The organism is Streptomyces sp. NPDC058086 (assembly GCF_042885015.1).
Taxonomy (GTDB): Bacteria; Actinomycetota; Actinomycetes; order Streptomycetales; family Streptomycetaceae; genus Streptomyces.
In genome coordinates, this window is sequence record NZ_JBHVST010000007.1 from 207,923 (window position 1) to 229,638 (window position 21,716).

The window sequence follows — 21,716 nt, forward strand, 5'->3', positions numbered from 1 at the left end:
AGCACCCCGTAGATCACCGCGACGCTCAGGCCCATGCCGGCGCCCAGCCCGGCGGCGCCGAAGGCCCAGGCCATGACGCCTTCCCTGGGGCCCCAGCCGCCGATGTTCAGCGGCAGGCCCATGGCGAGCAGGGCCAGCAGGGCGAGCGGCAGCAGTACGGTGGCGGAGGCGTGGGATCCGGCGACGCGGGCGGCGAGCAGGAACATCGCCAGATGTCCCGCCAGCACCACGACCGACGAGATGAGCACGCCCGGCCAGTTGCCGCGGGCGAGCAGCGCGCCGCGCGCCTCGGTGAGCGCGGCGCGGACGGCTCCGTAGCGCCGGGACGGGCCGGACGAAGTGCTGCCCCTGCGGACCGCGCCCGCCGTCACGACGACCCCGCACACCGAGACGATGGCCAGGATCAGGGCGAGGTGGCGGGCGTCCGTGAGGACCGGTGACGGCAGGGTGAGCAGGACCACCGCGCCGACGGCCACCAGGACCGCCTGGCCCGCGGTCCGTTCGAGGACCACGGCGCGTACGCCGCGGCCGACGTCCCCGGTGCTCTGGCCGTGTCGTACGGCGCGGTGCACATCGCCGAGGACACCGCCGGGCAGTGCCGCGTTCAGGAACAGCGCGCGGTAGTAGTCCGCGACGGCGCCGCCCAGCGGCAGCCGGATCCGCAGCCCACGTGCCACCAGGCACCAGCGCCAGGCGCTGAACACGGTGGTCAGCAGACCGAGCCCAAGCCCCGCCAGCAGGGTCGGGCCGTCGACCCGCCTCAGCCCGTCCAGGAAGACACCGGTACCGAGCCGCCAGAGCAGCACACCGAGGATGAGGACACCGGCGACGGAACCGATGTGTGTGCGCAGCGCGCCCCCCTTGCGTCGGGCGGGGGTCGCTTCGGCTTCCTGCCGGGCCGGAGTCGGGGTCGGGGCCGGGGACGTCTCGGCGTCGGTGCGAACAGCGGCGGCCGCGTCCCGCCCGCCCTCTCCGGGCGCCGGTATGACAGCAAGCCTGCCGCGGTCGGCTTCCGCGGCGGGGCGTGGACGGAGGAGCTCCGTCACGCCGCGGGCCGACACCACGTTCGCCGTGCCCTCGGCGCGCGGCTCACCCGCCTCGCCACCGGTGCGCGTCACCGTGTCCGCGTCCACGCCGACCGCCTCCGCCGTCCCCGCCCCGGCGCTCACGCCGCACCGCCCGTCGGTCGCGGCAGCGCCAGTAGGTCGCTGTGGTGGACCCGTACGCGCAGCTCACCCGCGGCGCAGGCGGCGAGGCGGGATTGCAGATACGACTCTGCACGGGCGGCCAGCGCGGGCCGCTCCTCGACGGCCGCGCCGACCCAGCCGCGCAGCCACTCCGCCGTGAGGTCGGCCTCGTCGGCGCCGAGCCGCCAGGGGCTCGGATGCACCCGTACCGTCGCGCCGTGCCGGTCGAAGGCCTCGCAGGCCGCCGTGATCGCGTCGGGGCCGAGCAGTTCCCCGCGCCGCTGGTGGGCGTTGAACGCCTCGATGAACTCGGCGTCCAGCGGATCGGCCGGTGTGAACTCGACGCGCCCCACGACGGAGAGCGTGAGCAGGGCCGGCACCCCGGCGCCCACGCAGGCCGCCGCGAGCCGGTCGATCTCCTCGCGGGTCAGCACGTCGAGAAGGGCGGACGCCGTCACCAGTGACGCCCCGGTCAGCGCGTCCGCGGTCAGCCGGCCGATGTCACCGCGCTGGGTGGTGACCGTGACCCGGCTGCCGTCGGCGCCCGCGTGCGGTGCGCCCACGGTCGCGAAGTGCAGCAGATACGGGTCCCGGTCGTGCAGGATCCAGTGCTGGGCGCCGTCCAGCCGGGGGGCGAGCCACCGGCCCATGGAGCCGGTGCCGCAGCCGAGGTCGTGGATCACCAGGTCGCCGCCGCGGCCCGGCCGGTTCGCCAGCCGGATGCGCAGCGGGTCGAGCAGTTCGGGTGCCCGTGCGGCGGCGTCCGCCGGCTCCCGCAGCTGGAGCCACTGGGGGGCGTAGCGGGGCACGTCGTCGTCGGGCGCGCTCGCGCGCTGCCCCGGAACCCCGGACACACCACCCTGCACGCCCACCTCCGACACGCCCTGTTCCGGAACTCCCGACGGAGTCGCAGTCATACTCATGCCGCCCTCCGAGGCTGCTGCGGAAGACGTCCCAGCACACCGGCCAGGCTGCGGGCGGTGGTCGCCCAGCCGTCCAGCGCGGCCCGGCGACTGCGTGCGGCGGCCTTCAGCCGGCGGCGCACATCGGCTTCGCCGAACCAGCCGCGCAGTTCCGCGGCGAGCGCCGCCGGGTTCTCCGGGGGTACGAGGATGCCGGGGACCCCGCCGTCGGGCGCGCGCCCGCCCGCCTCGGGGAGACCGCCGACGTCGGTCGCCAGCACCGGGATCCCGCGCGCGAGTGCCTCGGTGACGGCCATGCCGTACGTCTCGGCGTAGGAGGTGAGGACCATGAGATCGGCCGCCGCGTAGCTCGCGTCGAGTTCCGCGCCCGCCTGCGGTCCGGCGAGGTGCAGCCGGTCGCCGAGCCCGTACTTCCCGATCAGGGCGCGCAGTTGGGCGACGTACGCCGGGTCCTGGGTGAGTCCGCCGACGCAGACGCAGCTCCAGGGCAGGTCGGTGACGGTGGCGAGGGCCTCGATCAGCCGGTGCTGGCCCTTGCGCGGGGTGACCGCGGCGACGCACAGCAGCCGGGAGACACCGTCGGTGCCGGAGGCGAGGGGCGCGATGTCGGCGCCCGGGGCGGCGACATGGACCCGTTCCGGGGCGAGCCCGTGGTGGGCGACCAGCCGGCGGACGGCCCAGTCGCTGGTGGCGACGACGGCGGACACGGCGCGCAGCGTCGCTCGTTCCTTCGCGTCCAGCTCGGCGGCCACGGCGGGCGCGAGCCCGGTCTCGTCGCCGAGCGGCAGGTGCACCAGGACGGCGAGATGCAGCCGTTCGGCCTCGGGGACGACGATCTCGGGGACGCCACAGGCGACCAGCCCGTCGAGGAGGACGACCGCGTCGTCCGGAAACTCACTGAGCGTACGAGCCAGCTCCGCACGGGCGGAAGCCGACGGCCGGGGCCAGCTGCCCGCGACGGCGTGCTTGTGAACCTGCCAGCCGAAGCCGGGCAGGTCGAGGCAGAGCCGCCGGTCGTAGGCGTTGCCGCCGCTGGGCGCGGACGTGTCGTCGACACCGCCCGGCATCACGAAGTGCACGGAGCGCAGGGACATGGGGATGATCTCGGCGTTCTTGAGAGCCGTGTGCTGCACGGGCACGTAGTTCAGGGAAGCCTGGTCGCCGTTCGCGGACGCCGGGCCTGTCTTCGGAGCCGCCGGGCCGGTCTTCGGGGACACCTGACCGGTCTTCGGAGCCGCCGGGCCGGTCTTCGGGGACACCTGACCGGTCTTGGGAGACACCTGACCGGTCTTCGGGGACGCCTGGTCCATGGTCGTGTCGGTCACAGTGCACGCTCGTAACTCGCCCAGGCGATGTGCGACTCGTGCAGGGTGACCGTGATGCCGGCGAGGCCTTGGGCGCCCTCGCCGAGGGCCCCCGCGTGCACGCGCTCGGCGAGGCGGTCGGCGATGACCTTGGCCAGGAACTCCGTCGAGGTGTTGGTGTTCTTGAAGTCCGGTTCGTTGTCGAGGTTGCGGTAGTTCAGCGCGCTCACGACTGCGCCGAGTTCCTGCGTGGCCAGACCGATGTCGACGACGATGTTGTCGTCGTCCAGCTCGGCCCGGCGAAACGTGGCGTCCACCAGGAACGTCGCCCCGTGCAGGCGTTGCGCGGGCCCGAAGACCTCGCCACGGAAGCTGTGGGCGATCATCAGGTGATCGCGGACGGTGATGCTGAACAACGGACGACCCTCCAGGTGCGGCACGTCTGATCCCCTGCCGGGACCATGCCGTGTAGTACGGCTGCCCCGTTCTCCTTGTTCAGCTGCCTGTTCCCCTTTCTTTGCAGTTTTTGGAGGTCAGGCAGGTTGTTCAGTGCTCAAACGCCCTCGTAGACGACGCGATGGCACAGGCCGGGTATCGATCCGGAGGCCAACTTCGGCATCACGTCGGGCAGTTCGTCGAAGCCGCACTCACCGGTGACAAGCGCGTCGAAGGCGGGCTCGGCGAGCAGTTCCAGGGCGAGCGCCAGCCGATCGGCGTACGTCCGGCTGGCGCGCCGCGCCGGTGAAACGGAACCCACCTGGCTGCTGCGCACGACCAGGCGCCGTGAGTGGAAGGCCTCGCCCAGCGGCAGGCTGACGCGCCGGTCGCCGTACCAGCTCATCTCCAGGACGGTGCCCTCCTGGGCGAGGAGCTCCAGCGACCGGGTGAGCCCGGCCTCGGTGGCGCTGGCGTGCACGACGAGGTCGCACTCGCCCGCGGCGTCCGCGGGGAGCGCGAAATCGACGCCCAGAGCGCGGGCGATGTCGGCGCGCGCGGGGTCGGCGTCGACGAGCTGGACGCGTACGCCCGGGAAGCGGGCGAGGAGCGCGGCGATGGAGCAGCCGACCATGCCGCCGCCCACCACGGCGATCCGGTCGCCGACCAGCGGGGCCGCGTCCCACAGGGCGTTCACCGCGGTCTCCACGGTACCGGCGAGCACCGCGCGCGGGGCTGGGACGGAGTCCGGTACGACGGTCACGGCGCTCAGCGGCACGACGTACCGCGTCTGGTGTGGATACAGGCAGAAGACGGTCCGGCCGCGCAGACCCGCCGGGCCTTCCTCCACCTGGCCGACGCTCAAATAGCCATATTTCACCGGTGCGGGGAAATCCCCGTCCTGGAACGGTGCACGCATCGAAGCATGCTGACTTTCCGGAACGCCGCCGCGGAAGACGAGGGTCTCGGTGCCTCGGCTCACCCCCGAGTAGAGCGTGCGCACCAGCACCTCCCCCTCGGCGGGGGCCGGCAGGGCGACCTCGCGTATCTCGGCGTGGCCGGGCGAGCTCAGCCAGAAGGCACGAGCTGTGAGTTCCATGAGCATCCCCCTGAACGATTCAGCAGATCTTCACGTACGGAGCGGTGACAAGCCGCGCACTGTACGCGGCGTTGATCGACTCTGTCATACGGCCGGAGGATGTGCGGTGGCCCTGAACAACACGTACGACGCGAGGCTCTTGGCGCAGGAGACCATGGTGGGAGCGGGTCTGCAGCTCCTGGTGCTGGCTCTGCTGGGCACGGCGATCGGGATGGGGCCCGCGGGCTGGCTGACCGGTCTTGCCTTCGCGCTCGCCACCTGGGCGGTTCTCACCCGTGCCCTGCGTCGCTCGCGGCCCCGTTCCTTCGGACCGGCCAATCGGGTGACGCTCGGCCGGGCCATCCTGGTCGGCGGGGTCACCGCCCTGGTCGCGGACTCCTTCGAGAGCTCGCCCCCGGTCAGCCTGCTCGTCGGTCTCACGGCGGTCGCCCTGATCCTCGACGGGGTGGACGGCAAGGTCGCCCGTCGCACCGGCACCTCGACCGCGCTGGGCGCCCGCTTCGACATGGAGGTGGACGCGTTCCTGATCCTGGTGCTGAGCGTGTACGTCTCGATGTCGCTCGGCCCGTGGGTGCTGCTGATCGGCACCATGCGGTACGCGTTCGTGGCGGCGGCCCGGGTGCTGCCCTGGCTGAACGCGGCGCTGCCGCACAGCATGGCGCGCAAGACCGTGGCGGCCCTTCAGGGGATCGTGCTGCTCGTCGCGGGCGCCGGGATCATGCCCCTGGAGGGCAACGCCGCCGCGGTGCTCCTCGCGCTCGCCTCGCTCATCTGGTCGTTCGGCCGCGACATCACCTGGCTGTACCGCCACCGCCACCCGGTCGAGGAGCGGACGCAGGAGCAGGCGCAGGCGCGGAACCAGCAGGAGCAGCAGGAGCAGCAGGTGCGGGACGGCGTCCGCGAGCTCGTCGAAGCGTGAGGCCGCGACGGCGACGGGCGGAGCAGCACCGAGGGCGGAATCAGTTGATAACGATTCCGCAACCGCACGCTCTACCGCGTCGTAGGGTTCGGATGTGTGAAAGACCGAATCGTCATCAAGGGCGCCCGTCAGCACAACCTGCGTGACATCTCCGTGGAGTTGCCCAGGAATGCGCTCATCGCTTTCACCGGAGTATCGGGCTCGGGAAAATCCAGTCTGGCTTTCGACACGATTTTCACCGAGGGCCGCCGGCGTTACGTCGAATCGCTTTCCGTCTACGCCCGACAGTTTCTCGGCGAGTTGGACAAGCCCGATGTCGATGTGATCGAGGGCCTGTCGCCGGCCATCGCGATCGAACAGAAGACGACCGGACGCAACCCGCGCTCCACGGTCGGCACCCTCACCGAGGTCTACGACCACCTGCGTCTGCTGTACGCCCGCGTCGGGCGCCCGCACTGCCCCGAGTGCGGCGAGCCGGTCGAACGGCAGACTCCCCAGCAGATCGTGGACCGCCTGCTCGCGAAGGGCGACGGGGTGCGCGTCCAGGTGCTGGCTCCGGTGGTTCGCAACCGCAAGGGCGAGCATGCGGACGTGTTCGGGCAGTTGCGGGCCGACGGGTTCAGCCGGGTGCGGGTCGACGGCGAGGTCCATCCGCTCACCGGTCCGCCGCCGCTGGACAGACGCAGGAAGCACTCGATCGACGTGGTCGTGGACCGGCTCGCGGTGAAGGCGAGTGCGCGACAGCGGCTGACCGAGTCCGTCGAGACCGCTCTCGGGCTCGCCGGAGGCGTCGTCCGCGTCGACTTCGTGGATCTGGACGCCTCCGACCCGGAACGTGAGGTGCGGTTCTCGGAGCGGATGGCCTGCTCGCGAGCGCACGACATCGGCCTCGAGGCGCTGGAGCCACGGCTGTTCTCCTTCAACGCGCCGTGGGGTGCCTGCCCCGAGTGCACCGGCCTGGGCTCGCGGATGGAGGCCGACCCCGGACTCGTCGTACCGGACGAGGAGAAGTCGCTGTCCGAGGGCGCCGTCGCGCCGTGGACGAACACCAGCGGCGCCGAGTACTTCACCCGGCTGCTCGAAGCGGTGGCCGCGGCGGCCGGGTTCAGCACCGTCGTCCCCTGGCGTCAACTGCCCGCTGCCGCGAAGAAGGTGGTGCTGCACGGGTTCCGGGAGCAGGTACACCTCACCTATCGGAACCGGTTCGGGCGCGAGCGTTCCCACCTCACCCGGTTCGAGGGCGTCCTCCCCCATGTCACCCGCCGCCACGCGCAGGAGGATGCCTCCCGGGAGCGGTTCGCGGGCTATATGCGCGAGGTGCCCTGCCCGGCCTGCGGCGGCGCCCGGCTGAAGCCGGGCGTGCTCGCCGTCACCGTGGGCGGACGCGCCATCGCCGAGCTGACGGCACTGCCGATCGATCAACTCGCACGATTTTTGCGGGACCTGGAGCTGGCGGGCTGGGAGCGGCGGGTCGCCGACGCCGTCATCGCGGAGATCGGCGAGCGGCTGCGGTTCCTCCTCGACGTCGGCCTGGACTATCTGTCGCTGAACCGGCCGGCCGCCAGTCTGTCCGGCGGCGAGGCGCAGCGGATCCGGCTGGCCACCCAGATCGGCACCGGTCTGGTCGGCGTGCTGTACGTGCTGGACGAACCGAGCATCGGGCTGCACCAGCGGGACAACCGGCGGCTCATCGAGACACTGCTGCGGCTGCGGGACCGTGGCAACACCGTGATTGTCGTCGCGCACGACGAGGAGACCGTGAAGGTCGCCGACTGGGTGGTGGACATCGGGCCGGGCGCGGGCGCGCACGGCGGACACGTGGTGCACTCGGGTACCGTGCGCGAGCTCCTCGGCCATCCGACCTCCCTCACCGGCGCCTATCTGTCAGGCCGACGGCGGATACCGCCGCCCGAGGCACGCAGGCCCCGCACGGAGGGGCGTGCGATCACGGTGCACGACGCCGGCGAGCACAACCTGCGCGAGGTGTCGGTCTCGTTCCCGCTCGGGCAGTTCGTCGCCGTCACGGGTGTGTCCGGCTCGGGCAAGTCGACACTGGTCAACGACATCCTCTACACGGCACTGGCCAGACGCCTCCACGGCGCCCACAAGGTGCCCGGCCGCCACCGCACGCTCACCGGCGTCGAGGAGATCGACAAGGTGGTCCAGGTCGACCAGTCCCCGATCGGCCGCAGCCCCCGCTCGAACCCGGCGACGTACACCGGAGTCTTCGACCACCTGCGGAAGCTGTTCGCGCAGATCCCGGAGGCGAAGGTGCGCGGCTACCAGCCGGGCCGTTTCTCCTTCAACCTCAAGGGCGGCCGCTGCGAGCACTGCTACGGCGACGGGACCATCAAGGTCGAGATGAACTTCCTCCCTGACGTCTACGTGCCGTGTGAGGTGTGTCACGGAGCGCAGTACAACCGGGAGACCCTGGACGTACACTTCAAAGGCAGGTCCATCGCCGACGTACTGGGCATGACCATCGAGGACAGCCTGGATTTCTTCGCGGAACACGCGATCATCTCCCGGCACCTGAGGACACTCCATGACGTGGGTCTGGGCTATGTGAAACTCGGACAGCCCGCCACGACGCTCTCCGGCGGCGAGGCACAACGCGTCAAGCTCGCCTCCGAACTGCAGAAACGCACCAAAGGCAGAACCCTCTACGTCCTCGACGAGCCGACCACCGGCCTGCACGTCGACGACGTCCGCCAACTGCTGGCCGTGCTCCACCGACTCGTCGACCAAGGCAACACGGTCGTCGTCATCGAGCACGACCTCGACGTGATCAAGACCGCCGACTGGATCGTCGACATGGGTCCCGAAGGCGGCCACCGCGGCGGCACCGTGATCGCCGAGGGCACCCCCGAACAGGTGGCGGCCCAGCCTCGGTCCTACACCGGGCAGTTCCTCCGACCGCTTCTGGAGAGGAGTTGAGCGCCATGGAAACGGACACTCAGGCATGGGAGCTGGAGTCGCCCCATCCCGACGCGTACCCGGACGAGGACGCCGACGCGCCCAGCCCCCGGCTCACCTCCGGCGGCGCCACGATCGATCAGGTGCGTGACTACCTCAAGCAGATCTCCCGGGTCTCCCTCCTCGACGCCGAGAAGGAGGTGGAGCTGGCGAAGCGGATCGAGGCGGGCCTGTTCGCCGAGCGGAGGCTGGCGGAGGAGTCGGCCCTCGGCCTGGAATTCCGACGCGAACTGGAGATTCTCGCCGCGGACGGGCACGTGGCGAAATCCCATCTCGTCGAGGCAAACCTGCGCCTGGTCGTCTCCATCGCCAAGCGGTACAGCAGGCGCGGAATGCTTTTCCTGGATCTGATCCAGGAGGGGAACACAGGACTGATCCGCGCGGTGGAGAAATTCGACTACACCAAAGGGTTCAAGTTCTCGACCTATGCGACCTGGTGGATCCGGCAGGCGATTTCACGCGCCCTCGCCGACCAGAGCCGGACCATCCGCATTCCCGTCCACATGGTCGAGGTCATCAACCGCATGGCCAAGGTCCGCCGGGAAATACTCCAGGACACCGGGGCCGAACCCACACCGGAACAACTCGCGGACAAGCTGGACGTCCCCGTCGAGAAGATCACCGAGATAGAGGGCTACAGCAAGCAACCGGTCTCACTCCACACTCCGCTCGGTGAGGACGGCGGCACGGAACTCGGTGACATCCTGGAGGACAGCGAGACCATCTCCCCCGCGGACATGGTCACCTTCCTCCTCCTCAAGGACGCCATCCAGGCCGTCCTCGCGAACATGACCGCACGCGAGGCCGGAATCATCTCCCTGCGCTACGGGCTCATCGACGGGCAGGCCCGGACCCTGGAGGAGATTGGGCAGGTGTACGGGGTGACACGCGAGCGGATCCGCCAGATCGAGTCCAAGACGATGTCCAAACTGCGCCACCCCTCCCGCTCCCAGGCCCTACGCGACTACCTCGACGTCAGCTGATCCCCTACTCCCGAAGCGGGTGTCGCAGGTTCGAATCCTGCCGGGAGCGCAGAGAGACGGGCCGGCTCGGGAGGGCCTCTTCCCAGGCCTGCCCTTCGGCGTTTCAGGCGCATCATCGGCCGGGGCCGCCGCGTCCGTCGCCCCCTGCCTCGGAGCCAGTCGCAAACGCGGGCCAGTCGTCGAAGTGACCGCCGGCGAGTGCGCACGACGGCGTTCGGGAACGTCCGGCCGGGCCGAGGGGCACAGGCCTCGGCCCGGGAGCCTCCGGAGGCTATGTCAGGCGGGTGGGCATCCGAACCAGTTCACCCTGCCGTTGCTGGAGGTATAGCCCATGCATCTGACGGTTCTGTTGTGCAGGGTCTCGGTCCGGACGACCCCTCCGTCCAGAGTGTCCCTCTTGTAATGGGCCTGTACGAGGGTGTCGATCTCGATGGTGTACCAGCGCTGCTTGTTGTTCGGGATGCTGCAGCGGTGGCCGGTCAGGTTACGACTGGGCCCGCTGCTCCACATGTCCTGTTCGGCGCGGTCACAATGCGCGCGGCTCGCGGCGCCGGCGGTGCCGGCGCCGGGGCCCAGCAGGACCGCCGCGCCCATGGTCACCGCCGCGGTAACGCCGAGCAGGCGCTTCAGAGTGAGGTTCATCGATGGTTCCTCCTGCCAGATGTGGTGACGGCTCGGAGTCGCCATGTCACCTTGGTGCGATAGTCGCACTTGTCCTGGTTGTCCGGCCCGGCGGGCGGCGGCGCAATCCCCCGACCCGGTGACGCCGGTGATGCCAATGCAGCAGGCCCCGGTCACATCCCCGACGGCCCCGGAGCGGGACTCGGTCGGCCACTTTCGGCGCTTTCCCCAAGCTCGTCGGCGAGGGTGACCTCGAAGAGGCGTCCGAGCAGGTGCGGGCGGAGGGTCAGCTCCGGCCCCCGGTCGTCCGTCCCTCATCTGCTCCGCACGCCGCAACCCTTTGCCCACTGCGTCACGGAAGCCGCGGTCGGGTCCGCGCCACCGGGACGTGATGTCGTACGTGTGCCTGAGTTGTCCACCGCGTCATGAGCGGACCATGTCCACGATGACGTGCCCTGTTCGACGGTCCGCGCGGAGCACTGCGCGGGCAGCCCCGAGGATCTCCTCGTCCATCTCCAGCCCGGAGGCCAGGATCTGGAGCAGCCGCGTCCGCCACACATCGGGGTCCGTCTCGTACGCGTGCAGCACCCGTAGGCCGTATCCACCCCACACGCCGTCGCCGCCGTCGGACAACCGTCGGCGGACCGCCTCACTCAGCATGGCCTGGAGGTCGTGGACGACTCCTCGTGAGGTGCCGGTGAGTCCGGCCGCCGCCCCCATGGCCAACGCGGTGGCCACCAACTCCGCTTCGGTCACGCGGACCCCCTTCGGTTGTGCGGGTTGTGCGATGTCGTGTCCATCACCATGGCCGGGGGTGCTGCAATTCTGATGAAATTTCGTTGACGTAGGGAAGCGGAGGCTTCGGGGTGGACGACGGATCTCCTCAGCTGCTGCGGTTCGAAGTGCTCGGACCGTTACGGGCATGGCGGGGCGGGACGCCGCTGGAGCTGGGGCCGGTCAAGCGGCAGGCCGTGCTGGCCGCCCTGCTGCTGCGCCAAGGGGCCGTGATGAGTCATGAGCGGCTGCTCGACGCGGTGTGGGGCGAGGAGCCTCCCGCAGGCGGCCACAGAGTGCTGCCCACTCACGTCAACTCGCTGCGCAGGGTGCTCGATCCGGAAGGCACCCCGCCCGCGGAGTCGGTGATCCGCAGCGGCAAGGGCTGGTACCGCTTCGTCGTCGAGGAGGTCAGGCTCGATACGGCGGATCTGGACGAACGGGGCGACGAGGCGCTGCGTACCGTCGCGTCGGGCGACCTGGCCACCGCCGCGGGCCAACTCTCCGCGGCCATCGGGCTGTTCCGGGGCGAGCCGCTGGCCGGGCTGCCGGGACCATTCGCGCGGGAGGAGCGGCAGCGGTTGGAGGAGCGCCGACGGACGTTCCGACTGGAGCGGCTCAAGTGCCTGGTCCTGCTGGGCCGGTTCGGCGATGCCCTCGACGACCTGGGCGGACTGTCAGCGTCTTCGGCGGCTGACCGCTACGACGAGTCGCTGACGGCCTTGCGCATGCGGGCACTGTACGGCCGCGGACGCCAGGCAGAAGCGCTCAAAACCTACGAGGACCTGCGCGTACAACTGCGTGACGAGCTCGGAACCGATCCCGGTGAGGAACTGCGCCGGGTGCACGGAGCGGTACTGCACCAGGACGACGCGTTCCTCCTGCGTCCACCCCCGCCGGTGCTCTCCACACCGCGCGAGAGCGCCGTGCCCGCCGAACTTCCGCACGACACTCCGGGTTTCGCCGGCCGCACCGGCGAACTCGAACGACTCCACTCGCTGCTTGCGCCCGCTCGGGCGCAGGGGAGGGCGAAGACCGTGGTCATCTCCGCCATCGGCGGCGCCGCGGGCATCGGCAAGACCGCGCTGGCCGTGCACTGGGCACACCAGGTCCGCGACCGCTTCCCGGACGGCCAGCTCTACGTCAACCTGCATGGCTTCGATCACGACCGGCAGCCCCTCGAACCCGGCGAGGCCCTTGAACTGGTGCTGCGCAGCCTGGGGCTCGCGGCGTCGGAGATCCCCCCGCACCACGAGGCCCAGGGCCGCGTCTTCCGGACCCTGCTGGCCGACCGGCGCATGCTCGTCCTGCTGGACAACGCGGCCTCCGCCGATCAGGTACGTCCACTGCTGCCGTCCGGCCCGACCTGCTGCGTCCTCGTCACCAGCCGCAACCGACTCGGCGACCTCGTCGCCCACGACGGCGCCCACGCCCTGCCCCTGGATCTCCTCCAGTCGGACGAGGCCCGCGCGCTGCTGAGCCGGGCCCTCGGCGCGGAACGGGTCGACGACGACAAACACGCGGTCGACGAACTGATCCGGCTCTGCGGCAGGCTCCCCCTGGCCCTGCGCGTGGCCGCCGCCAGGCTCGCGGGCGATCCGGCCCTGCGGACGGCCGACCTCGTCGCCGAGATGACCGAGGGCAACAAGCTGGAGGCACTGGAGCCGGACCGTGACGCCAACTCTCCTTTACGTACGGCCCTTTCGGTGTCGTACCGGGTCCTGGCACCGGGTGCACGCCGGCTGTTCCGCCTGCTCGGCCTGTTCCCGGGAGCGGAGTTCACCGCCGAGGTGGCGGCGGCGCTCCTGGATGCGCCGCTGTCGCAGGCTCGCCGTCTGATCGGTGCGCTGACCTCGGCCCACCTGATCGAACCCGCGACGGCGGGGCGTTATCGGTTCCACGATCTCCTTCGTGAGTACGCACAGGAATGTGCGCTGGTGGAGGAGGCGGCGCCGGACCGTGAAGCCGCCCTCGAACGGCTGCTGATCTGGTACCTGAACGCCACCCGAACCACCGCGGGGGTCGGGCTCTTTCCGGAGCTGCCCGGCAGCCTCCGCGCCGGCAGGCACCCGGGCATGCCGTCGGCCACCGCGCCTCGACCATGGCTGGATGCGGAACGGGCGAATCTGCTCGCCGTCATCAACCATGCCGCCCACCACGGCCCCCGCCCCGTCGCCTGGCACCTGACCTCCGCACTGTTCAGCGACTTCTGGATCCATCTGGCACGGAAGACCTGGCAGACCACCGCGCAGACGGCACTGGACGCGGCCGAGACCGAAGGGGACCTGTTCGGTCAGGCAGCGATGCACTCCAGCCTTGCAGCGGCGCGGTGGGACCGGGGGCATGTCCGACAGGCGATGGAACACGCCACACGCGCACTGGACATCAGCCGGGAGCTCGGTTGGGCGACGGGCGAGGCGTCGGGTGTCGGCCTCAGAGGCATGGCGTATTGGAGCATGGCGCGCCTCGACAGTGCGTACGCCGATTTCACCGTCGGCCTGCGCATCTTCCGTGAGACCGGGAATCGCTACTTCGAAGGATTCGGGGTGGTCGGCCTCGGGATGGCCTGTCGGGATCTGGGCCGGCTGCACGAGGCCGCCGATCACCTCGAACGTGCCGTCGGCCTCGAGGCAGAGGTCAGCTGGTGGGACGCCGGCTCGGCCCTGCAGATCCTGGGTGGGGTGTACTGGGAACTCGGCCGTCTCACCGACGGACTCGACCTCCTCGGCCCGGAGGTGGCCTCCGACAAGCGGGCCGGATACCGCGACGGCCACGCGATGATGCTCGACGCCATCGCGAAGATCAATGTCGAACTCGGCCGCCACAACGAAGGGCTGGAGCACGCCGAGCGAGCGTTCGCGCTGGTCGAGGACACGAAACGGTACTGGGTTCAGTCCGGCATCCTCAACACGGTCGCGGCAGCCCGCCGACGGCTGGGACAGCTGGACCGGGCTCTTCAGTCCGGCGAGCAGGCTCTCGCCCTGGCCCGCGCGGCGCGATTCCGGCGAGCCGAGGCGGACAGCCTCATATGCCTCTCCCTCACCTACAAGGAAGCGGGCCGGTACGACGAGGCCCGCACCCACGCCGAACAGGCGCTGGCCCTGGCCCGCGGCCACTCGTTCCGCGTGGTGGAGGGCCAGGCCCTGACAGCCCTGTGCGAGACGGTGGAGGGCGAGGAAGCACACGGCGCGGCCGTCGAGCTCGGCCAGGAGGCCCTCGCCGTACACCGCGAGACCAGCCACCGACTCGGCGAGGCCCGCACCCTCATGGCACTCGCCCGCGCCCACCGGAAGACCGACAGCGCCGCCGCCGAACTGATGAGGCGACAGGCATGGGCCATCTTCTCGGACATCGGCGTGCCCGAGACGGAGTACGCGGATCTCGACCGGTGACATCTCCTCAGCCGAGCCCGCTCGGTCCCTGGGGCGCCCCAGGGACCGAAGAGGCCGCCGGCGCGTCTTGCACGTCTCGTCCCGGACGTGAGCGGACGCACGCTCGCTACTTCAAGACGACCCCATCGCCTGCGGCATTCACCGAAGCCACCTTGTCGCTCCCCGCATACGACCAACGCCAGTATCCAGCGGCGTTCGCTGTCGTCGTCGTACTCAGGTAGCCCGCCGCGTTCGTGCGGACCGTCTTGATCGTCGTGTATGTGGTGCTGCCCGACTTTTTGAACTGCAGCTTCACCGACTGTCCCGCGTAGCCGGTGAACGCGGTGGCCGCGTCGGTCGTCGCGCGGGTCAGGCGGCCGTCGACCGTCAGTTTGGCGCCCTTGGCCACCGGTTCCGGGCCGGCGTTGACCGTCAGTTTCGATGTCTTCAGCAGGGTGACGCCGTCTCCCGTCGAAGTCGCGGCGGCGGACGTGCTGTTCGATGAGCGGAGGCACTGCGGGTCACCGGAGCCTGCCGAGTGCCGCTGGGGAATGGCAGTACGAGGACCGCATCGAGACGAGGAGAGCCCTCCTGCGCGGGGAACCCCACACGGTCTCGATACGGCGGTGCTCGGCACTGCGTGGGGAGCGGCTGACGATCTGATCTGGGACGCGGAGTACCACCGACTGCGCCCTCCGGGGCCGGGGGGCGGCGCGGCCGTGGTGCGGGAGAGGTCCTTTCTCGTGATCGGCGATGGCGAGGCGTACGCGGTGGGGCGCACCGGCCTGGCCCTGGGCGAGTCGGGATCCTGGACGGTCGACGATGGATACCGGCCCGTCGGCGCAGGCACGTACGGGTTGGACAGGGGGCGGGACGGCGGCCTTCTGTGGATCAGCGGTACGAGCACACGCCGTCGGGACGCCGCCGGCTGGCAGACCGTCGGCGTCGTGCTGAAGGCGGGACTGACCTTTCATTCGTGCGGCTGTGGGGGTCCGGGGTTCCGGCCTCGCACACCTGCGGAAGTGCGCGCCAGACGGATCGCCGCGATGCGACTGGGCGTACCTCTTCGGGAGGCATTGCAGCGCACTGAGGTCGATTGAGCGGAGCCGGTATCCAGCCCCCTGCGCGTGTCTACGTACCGGCCGTCGATTGTCTCCGCTCTACGAACGGGCGGTGAACTGCCTGCGGATTACCACGAGAGCGATCCCTCCAGACGCCATCACGAGTGCGCCCACCGCGGGCCACTGGCCACCTGTGTGAACCCCGAAAGCTGCCGAGGAGGCACCGGGGGTGCCGAGAGCGAGCGTGAGGACGATGGGCATGGCGTGAAGCTGCACACTCAGGAGTCGAGTCCCTCGGCCGGGCGGCAGCCGTGCGGACGCCCGGTTGGCTGCTGATTTCGGCACCGTTCAGGGCGAGGGGACGAAGCCGACTGACCAGTCGAGGTGAAAGGGAACGCCTGCGGCTGCTGGGGCCCAACCTTGTTGGAGGGCGAGTTCAATGGCGCGTGCAACATCGGAGGGCAGTACGGGCTTGGCCTCGCGTCCGAACCAGTTGCTCGCATGCGGCTGGTTGGTGGTGACCACGAGCGTTGTCCCCGGGACATCAGCATGTTCGACCGCGAACGTGTACGGGGTCCAGGACAGGGCCTGGAAATAGGTCGGCCGTCGGCGAAGCCGCCACCGGTACGCCTTACCGTCGACGACGATGCGTCGCGATCCCTTGCGTCCCAGTGCCATGGCTCCTCCTTGATACAGAGGATGTTAGCGAGTCAGGCGCCGCAACCCGCATCAATGAGCAAGCACCTCAGTGGGTGGAAGAGATGGACGAGGACGCCTTCCGTCGTTTCCACTTCTTCAATCCCCCCGGAGGAGAGGCTGCCGACGGGGATCGGGGAGCCGACGACCGCGTTGGTGTTGGTGTTGATCACGGACGCCGGTGTCAGGTGCTGCCGGGGCCCTCCGGACAAGGGCCCCGGCGGAGTCCTAAGGGGCGGTTCCAACCCCGGGGCGGGGTCAGATCCAGGTGGGCACGTGACCTTCGACATAACGGGCACCGAAGCCACCGTGGGGCAGGATCTCGTCGATCGCGGCGAGTTCGGCCCCGGTCAGAGTGACGTCGGCGGCGCCGGTGTTCTCCTCGATGCGCCTGGGGCTGCGGGTGCCGGGGATGGGAACGACGTGCTCGCCGCGGGTGAGCAGCCAGGCCAGGGCCAGTCGGGAGACGGTGATGCCCTTGGTCGCGGCCAGGTCACTCAGCCGGTCGACGGCCTCGACGTTCTTCTCGAAGTTGCCGGGAGCCCAGCGCGGGTCGGAGTTGCGCATGTCCGTGGCGTCGTACTGGCCTGCGGGCTTGGCGGTTCCGGTGATGAAGCCGCGGCCCAGCGGGGAGTAGGCGACGAAGCCGATGCCGAGTTCGTCGAGGACCGGGAAGAGCTGCTCGACGTCCCGCTCGAACAGGGAGTACTCGGTCTGCAGGACGGAGACCGGCTGCACCGCGTGCGCGCGACGGATGGTCTCCGGTCCGGCCTCGCTCAGGCCGAAGTACTTCACCTTGCCCGCGTCGATGAGTTCCTTGACGGTGCCGGCGACGTCCTCGATGGGCACGTCCGGGTCGACCCGGTGCTGGTAGAGGACGTCGATGTGGTCGGTGCCGAGGTAGCGCAGGCTGTTGTCGGCGACCTTGCGGATGTTGTCAGGGCGGCTGTCGAGGCCGAATCCCTCGGACGGATTGGACAGGTCGAAGCCGAACTTGGTGGCCAGGACCACCTCGTCGCGGAAGTCCTTGACCGCCTTGCCGACCAGGATCTCGTTGGAGCCGGTGCCCCAGCCGTAGAGCTCGGCGGTGTCGAAGAAGGTGACGCCCAGGTCGTGGGCGCGCCGGATGGCGGCGATGCCCTCCTGCTCGTCGCCGGGGCCGTAGGCCATCGTCAGGCCCATCGAGCCGTAGCCGATCGCCGAGACCGCCAGGCCCTGGCTGCCGAGTGTCCGGTGCTGCATGATGCGCTCCTCAGGTCAAACCAAAATGTTTGCTTTGACCGTACGCCCTACGGGCAGCCTTTGCCAAACAAACCTTTTTGGTTGGGTAGTCTTCAGACATGGCCTCTTCGACCAGCGCAGACTCGACCCGTGACCGCATCGTCACCGCGGCCAGGGCCGAGTTCGCCCGGTACGGGATCGCGGGCGCGCGGATCACACGCATCGCCAAGGCCGCGAAGACCAGCTCGGAACGCCTCTACGCGTACTTCCGCAGCAAGGAAGCCCTCTACGGGTTCGTCGCCGAACAGGAGATGGCCGCTGTGGCCGAGGCGACCCGCCTGGACCCCACCGACCTGCCCGAATACGCCGGGCGGGTGCACGACTACTTCCTGCGCCACCCTGACCGCTTCCGGCTCATGAGCTGGGGCCGAATGGAAATCGCGGGCACGACCGCCGACGCGGCCACCCAGGAGACCGTCCGCCGCAAGGTCGAGCAGCTCCGCAAGGCCCAGGAAGCCGGCCACCTGGATCCCGCCTGGGAGCCCGTCGACATCCTCGTCTTCGTCAACCAGATCGCCATGGCCTGGGCCGGCCAGCTCGATCTCGTGGACGCGGCCGCCGACCAGGTCCGCGACCCCTCCCCGGCAGCCCGACGCGCCGCCGTCGTCACCGCCGTCCAGCGCCTCTTCCCCGCCACCGCGGGCAACACCAGCGTCGACACTTCTGGCACCGCCAGGGCATAGCCGCTCCTTGCGCACCACGCGATCATTGGCCCGGGTGTGCCACGGACTGACGCGCAGTGAGTGCGAATCCAGCCGCTGCTTCCGGACCGGACATCGAAGCGGGGCGGCCGGTGGCGTGACCACCGAGAAGTGATCGACGCGATCGCCTTCAAGTTCCAGACCGGAATCCAGTGGGCGCACCTGCCGGAGAAGTACGGCAACTGGTGAGCCGTCAAGTTGCTCCACCGAAACTGGCCGCCCTGCGGCCCGACGAACGCGTGACCGTCCTGTCCAGCAGCGGCGTAGTGCTCCAGGTGAAGCTGCCCCTTGATCGTGGGCACCTGGAGACTGGGATCTGAGGTTCCAGAGGAAGCAGTGTCAGGTGGGAAGCAAGTACACGAATCGGTACTCGGACGTGTACAAGCGGGACGCGATCGAGCTCGTGCGGTCGTCGGGCCGAACGGTGACCGAAGTCGCCCGGGAGCTCGGGATCAGTTCGGAGTCCCTGCGGGGCTGGGTGAAGAAGGCCCGTGCCGCCCAAGAGGCCGAGGCCGGTGCCGGAATGTCGGGGCCGGGCGGCGACACTCGGGACGAGGAGCTGAAGCGGCTGCGGAAGCTGACCGCCGAGCAGGCGAAGACGATCGAGATCTTGAAAAAAGCGACCGCCTTCTTCGCGAAGGAGAGCGACCGGTGAGCAAGATTTGCCGGTTCATCCATGCGGAGAAGGCGAACTACACGGTCACACTGCTGTGCAAGCTGATGAAGACCGCCCGCTCCACGTACTACGCATGGGTGGCCGGAGGGAAAGCCCGCGAAGCAAGGCGGCGGGACGACGAGGCCCTGGCCCACGAAATCACGGTGATCCACCTCGCGTCCCGGCACAACTACGGAGCTGTGCAGCCAGATCCTCGGGCTGAACCGGGTTGCCACCGAGCGTCATCCACCGTGCGGCAGCTTCCAGCTGTTGGTTCGCGTCACTCAAGGCGCCGATAACGTCCGGCTCACGCGCCCAAAAGCCAGAATCGCGCTCGGCGTTGGAGGCCTTTTCGGCTGCCGCTCCCGGAGCCGCGCCCTCGGGGGCGCGCGCAGTCTCATGAGTCACGCCGGGAGCCTATGGGTGGGCGAGCTCAACGCTTTGATGGCCCTGTGCTCGTGGCGCTACGGCCGAGGCTTCTGTGGTCTTCAGGTCCCTGATGGTCACTCACTTTCTTCCGCCCGCCGCTCCTGCTCGGCCTGCCACTTCAGCTGGCTGTCCGCTGTCTTCCACGCCTTCGTCGCGTCAGGTAGTGGTTCGCCACGCAGGTTTGCCCCGAGGCAGGCCAAGGCGGCACGCTCCGCTCACCGCGCGCGGCACGTCCCCGGCCGGGCCTGCGCTCCTGTCTCCGCCCCGCTCCAGCCCGGCCGGCGCCCATGCCGCGCGCTGAGCAACGTACCGCTTGCTGTGAGAGAAGAGGTACGTCGTGGCTGGGGCCACGGCTCTAGCCACCTCCCCGGTCCGGGTCCTGCGTCGAGCAAGACCAGGGGCCACTCGTGCACATTGCGGTCAGGCCCAAAGCCGGAACCCCGGTCCCGGCACCGCCGTGCGGAACATATGCGGGCTACACCCGTTCTGGGCGACTTGCCGTTCTTCAAGCGATATGCGATACGTGGAGAGGACCCCTTCAGCGCTCGCCGAGGAACCCCTGCTGGCCGTCCTGGAAGGGGAGTGCCATGACAGGAGCGCAAGAGGCCGCCGGGCGCGTGATTACCGGACGTTACCGGCTCCTGCGTCGGCTCGGCACCGGCGGCATGGGACGTGTGTGGCTGGCGTACGACCAGGAACTGGCGTGCGAGGTCGCGCTCAAGGAGATCATTCTGCTGCCGGACGTCCCCGAATGCGAGGTGAGCTCCCGGATCGCGAGGGCTCGCGGCGAGGCCCGGCACGCCGCCCGGCTGCGCAACCATCCGCATGTCGTCACCGTGCACGACATCGTGGAACAGGACGGGCTGCCGTGGATCGTCATGGAATACGTCAGCGGCGCCATGGACCTGGAGGCGGTGGTGCGCGAGCGGGGGCCGCTGCCGCCCCGCGACGTCGCCCGGATCGGTCTGGCGGTCCTCGACGCCCTGCTGGAGGGACACCGGCTCGGCGTCCTGCACCGGGACGTCAAACCGGCCAACATTCTGCTGACCCACCCGGGCCCCCAGCCCTCCTATCCGACGGAGGGCGGCGGCCGGGTGATGCTCACCGACTACGGCATCGCGTTGGAGCCGAGCTCCGGGGAGGACCGCCTGACCGCCACACTGGAGCTTCTCGGGACGCCGCGCTTCATGGCCCCGGAGCGGGCCAACAGTCAGCCGCCCACCCCTGCCGCCGACCTGTTCTCGCTCGGGGCCACCCTGTACTACGCCCTCGAGGGGGCCGGTCCCTTCGACCGCGACACCGCCCTCACCACGCTGAGCGCCCTGCTGTTCGAGCCTTGCACCCCGCCGCGCCGAGCGGCGGAGCTGACCCCGGTCCTCGTCGGGCTGCTGGCCAAGGCCCCCGCGGACAGGATGGACGGTGAGGAGGCCGCCCGGCGGCTCGCCTCCATCGCCGACCAGCCCCACCCGTCCCCTTTGCAGCAACCGGCTCCCTCACCGGAGGTGCCGCCGCCCGAGCGGCCCCCCGCCTCGAAGCCGCCGCGCCCCCAGGAATCGGCCCCGCCGACCGAGATCCTGTCGCCGGCCAAGCCGGAAGAACCGACCGGCCCGCCCCTGGAACCGCTGCCGCGCAAAGGGGACGAGGCCCGGCTGCGGCCCCGCCCGCCGCGGCCCAGAAACCGACGGGCCAGGCTCATTGCGGGGGTGGCGCTGGCGGCGCTTGCCGCGGCGGGCGGCGGCATCTACCTGGCACAGTCCCGTTCCTCAGGTCCCACCGTAGCGTCCGTGTCCTCGATCCAGGTCGGCAACCTTCCGGGCGGGGTCGCGGTGTCGCCGAACGGGCGCCGGGCCTACGCGACCAACTACTTCGGCCCGGCTTCGGTGTCGGTGATCGACACCGCCACCAACCACACCGTGGGCAACCCCATTCCCGTCGGCGACAAGCCGCAGGGGGTGGCGGTGTCCCCGGACGGACGCCGGGCCTACACGGCCAACTATGGCTCGGCTTCGGTGTCGGTGATCGACACCGCCACCAACCACACCGTGGGCAACCCCATCGGTGTCGGCAGGGACCCAGTCGGGGTAGTGGTGTCCCCAGATGGACGCTGGGTCTACGTGGCCAACTCCGGCTCGGATTCGGTGTCGGTGATCGACACCGCCACCAACCGCACCGTGGGCAACCCCATCGGTGTCGGCAAGAAGCCGTACGGGGTGGCGGTCTCCCAGGACGGGGGCCGGGCCTACGCGGCCAATGCCGGCTCGGATTCGGTGTCGGTGATCGACACCGCCACCAACCACACCG

General features: G+C 70.0%; 18 protein-coding genes and 2 pseudogenes. 9 read left to right on the forward strand and 11 right to left on the reverse strand.

What is annotated here, in order from left to right; genetic code table 11:
* Positions 1 to 41 precede the first annotated feature (41 nt).
* The 5 genes and pseudogenes from ACFVWD_RS08305 to ACFVWD_RS08325 all read right to left on the reverse strand — a co-directional run.
* Positions 42 to 1,169: pseudogene (locus tag ACFVWD_RS08305) on the reverse strand (lysylphosphatidylglycerol synthase transmembrane domain-containing protein); the annotation flags it as partial.
* On the reverse strand, positions 1,166 to 2,110 hold the full coding sequence (locus ACFVWD_RS08310) for a class I SAM-dependent methyltransferase (RefSeq protein WP_389594522.1): 945 nt from the start codon (positions 2,108 to 2,110) through the stop codon (positions 1,166 to 1,168). The gene ACFVWD_RS08310 and the pseudogene ACFVWD_RS08305, both read right to left, overlap by 4 nt.
* Positions 2,107 to 3,435, reverse strand: coding sequence for a glycosyltransferase family 4 protein (locus tag ACFVWD_RS08315; protein ID WP_389594523.1), 1,329 nt, complete (start codon positions 3,433 to 3,435; stop codon positions 2,107 to 2,109). The genes ACFVWD_RS08310 and ACFVWD_RS08315 overlap by 4 nt, the downstream gene beginning before the upstream one ends.
* The gene (locus ACFVWD_RS08320) at positions 3,432 to 3,830 is read right to left on the reverse strand and encodes a 6-carboxytetrahydropterin synthase (RefSeq protein WP_060900963.1); all 399 of its coding nucleotides are present in this window, start codon (positions 3,828 to 3,830) and stop codon (positions 3,432 to 3,434) included. The genes ACFVWD_RS08315 and ACFVWD_RS08320 overlap by 4 nt, the downstream gene beginning before the upstream one ends.
* A 137-nt stretch (positions 3,831 to 3,967) precedes the next feature.
* Positions 3,968 to 4,948 (reverse strand): zinc-binding alcohol dehydrogenase, encoded by a 981-nt coding sequence (locus ACFVWD_RS08325; RefSeq protein WP_168513473.1) that lies wholly within the window; start codon positions 4,946 to 4,948, stop codon positions 3,968 to 3,970.
* A gap of 106 nt (positions 4,949 to 5,054) precedes the next feature.
* On the opposite strand from ACFVWD_RS08325, the gene ACFVWD_RS08330 reads away from it, so the two are divergent.
* The 3 genes and pseudogenes from ACFVWD_RS08330 to ACFVWD_RS08340 all read left to right on the forward strand — a co-directional run.
* Entirely contained in the window at positions 5,055 to 5,867 is an 813-nt protein-coding gene (locus ACFVWD_RS08330; protein ID WP_389594524.1) for a CDP-alcohol phosphatidyltransferase family protein, read from the forward strand.
* 96 nt (positions 5,868 to 5,963) lie between these two features.
* Positions 5,964 to 8,804, forward strand: coding sequence for an excinuclease ABC subunit UvrA (gene uvrA, locus ACFVWD_RS08335; RefSeq protein WP_389594525.1), 2,841 nt, complete (start codon positions 5,964 to 5,966; stop codon positions 8,802 to 8,804).
* Positions 8,789 to 9,826, forward strand: a pseudogene (locus ACFVWD_RS08340) (RNA polymerase sigma factor); the annotation flags it as partial. The gene uvrA and the pseudogene ACFVWD_RS08340, both read left to right, overlap by 16 nt.
* Before the next feature lie 276 nt (positions 9,827 to 10,102).
* Here the strand turns inward: ACFVWD_RS08340 and ACFVWD_RS08345 are convergent.
* The gene (locus ACFVWD_RS08345; protein WP_389594526.1) at positions 10,103 to 10,468 is read right to left on the reverse strand and encodes a hypothetical protein; all 366 of its coding nucleotides are present in this window, start codon (positions 10,466 to 10,468) and stop codon (positions 10,103 to 10,105) included.
* Positions 10,469 to 10,870: 402 nt separating this feature from the next.
* Entirely contained in the window at positions 10,871 to 11,203 is a 333-nt protein-coding gene (locus tag ACFVWD_RS08350; RefSeq protein WP_389594527.1) for a hypothetical protein, read from the reverse strand.
* Between the two features lie 110 nt (positions 11,204 to 11,313).
* Between ACFVWD_RS08350 and ACFVWD_RS08355 the strand changes: the two genes are divergently transcribed.
* Complete coding sequence (locus tag ACFVWD_RS08355; RefSeq protein WP_389594528.1) at positions 11,314 to 14,613, forward strand: BTAD domain-containing putative transcriptional regulator; 3,300 nt, start codon at positions 11,314 to 11,316, stop codon at positions 14,611 to 14,613.
* 106 nt (positions 14,614 to 14,719) lie between these two features.
* Here ACFVWD_RS08355 and ACFVWD_RS08360 read toward each other — a convergent pair whose 3' ends face one another.
* Positions 14,720 to 15,001 carry a hypothetical protein gene (locus ACFVWD_RS08360; protein ID WP_389594529.1) on the reverse strand — a complete coding sequence of 94 codons (282 nt, stop codon included), beginning with the start codon at positions 14,999 to 15,001 and terminating at the stop codon, positions 14,720 to 14,722.
* Between the two features lie 217 nt (positions 15,002 to 15,218).
* Here ACFVWD_RS08360 and ACFVWD_RS08365 point away from each other — a divergent pair, with 217 nt between their 5' ends.
* Entirely contained in the window at positions 15,219 to 15,692 is a 474-nt protein-coding gene (locus ACFVWD_RS08365; RefSeq protein ID WP_389594530.1) for a hypothetical protein, read from the forward strand.
* Between the two features lie 309 nt (positions 15,693 to 16,001).
* Here ACFVWD_RS08365 and ACFVWD_RS08370 read toward each other — a convergent pair whose 3' ends face one another.
* The 3 genes from ACFVWD_RS08370 to ACFVWD_RS08380 all read right to left on the reverse strand — a co-directional run bounded on the left by ACFVWD_RS08370 (position 16,002) and on the right by ACFVWD_RS08380 (position 17,591).
* Positions 16,002 to 16,331: a hypothetical protein gene (locus ACFVWD_RS08370; protein ID WP_389594531.1), complete on the reverse strand. Its 330-nt coding sequence runs from the start codon at positions 16,329 to 16,331 to the stop codon at positions 16,002 to 16,004.
* Positions 16,332 to 16,363: 32 nt separating this feature from the next.
* A complete protein-coding gene (locus ACFVWD_RS08375; protein WP_389594532.1) occupies positions 16,364 to 16,522 on the reverse strand; it encodes a hypothetical protein in 159 nt (52 codons plus the stop codon).
* 85 nt (positions 16,523 to 16,607) lie between these two features.
* Positions 16,608 to 17,591 carry an aldo/keto reductase gene (locus tag ACFVWD_RS08380; RefSeq protein ID WP_389594533.1) on the reverse strand — a complete coding sequence of 328 codons (984 nt, stop codon included), beginning with the start codon at positions 17,589 to 17,591 and terminating at the stop codon, positions 16,608 to 16,610.
* Positions 17,592 to 17,689: 98 nt separating this feature from the next.
* On the opposite strand from ACFVWD_RS08380, the gene ACFVWD_RS08385 reads away from it, so the two are divergent.
* From ACFVWD_RS08385 to ACFVWD_RS08400, 4 genes are all read left to right on the forward strand, one after another.
* Positions 17,690 to 18,313, forward strand: a complete 624-nt coding sequence (locus tag ACFVWD_RS08385) for a TetR family transcriptional regulator (RefSeq protein WP_389594534.1) — start codon at positions 17,690 to 17,692, stop codon at positions 18,311 to 18,313.
* A 60-nt stretch (positions 18,314 to 18,373) separates the two neighbouring features.
* Entirely contained in the window at positions 18,374 to 18,520 is a 147-nt protein-coding gene (locus tag ACFVWD_RS08390; protein ID WP_389594535.1) for a transposase, read from the forward strand.
* Between the two features lie 154 nt (positions 18,521 to 18,674).
* Positions 18,675 to 18,986, forward strand: a complete 312-nt coding sequence (locus ACFVWD_RS08395) for a transposase (RefSeq protein WP_389594536.1) — start codon at positions 18,675 to 18,677, stop codon at positions 18,984 to 18,986.
* Between the two features lie 1,016 nt (positions 18,987 to 20,002).
* Positions 20,003 to 21,716, forward strand: a 1,714-nt coding sequence (locus tag ACFVWD_RS08400) for a serine/threonine-protein kinase (RefSeq protein WP_389594537.1), incomplete at its 3' end; no start/stop codon positions are given.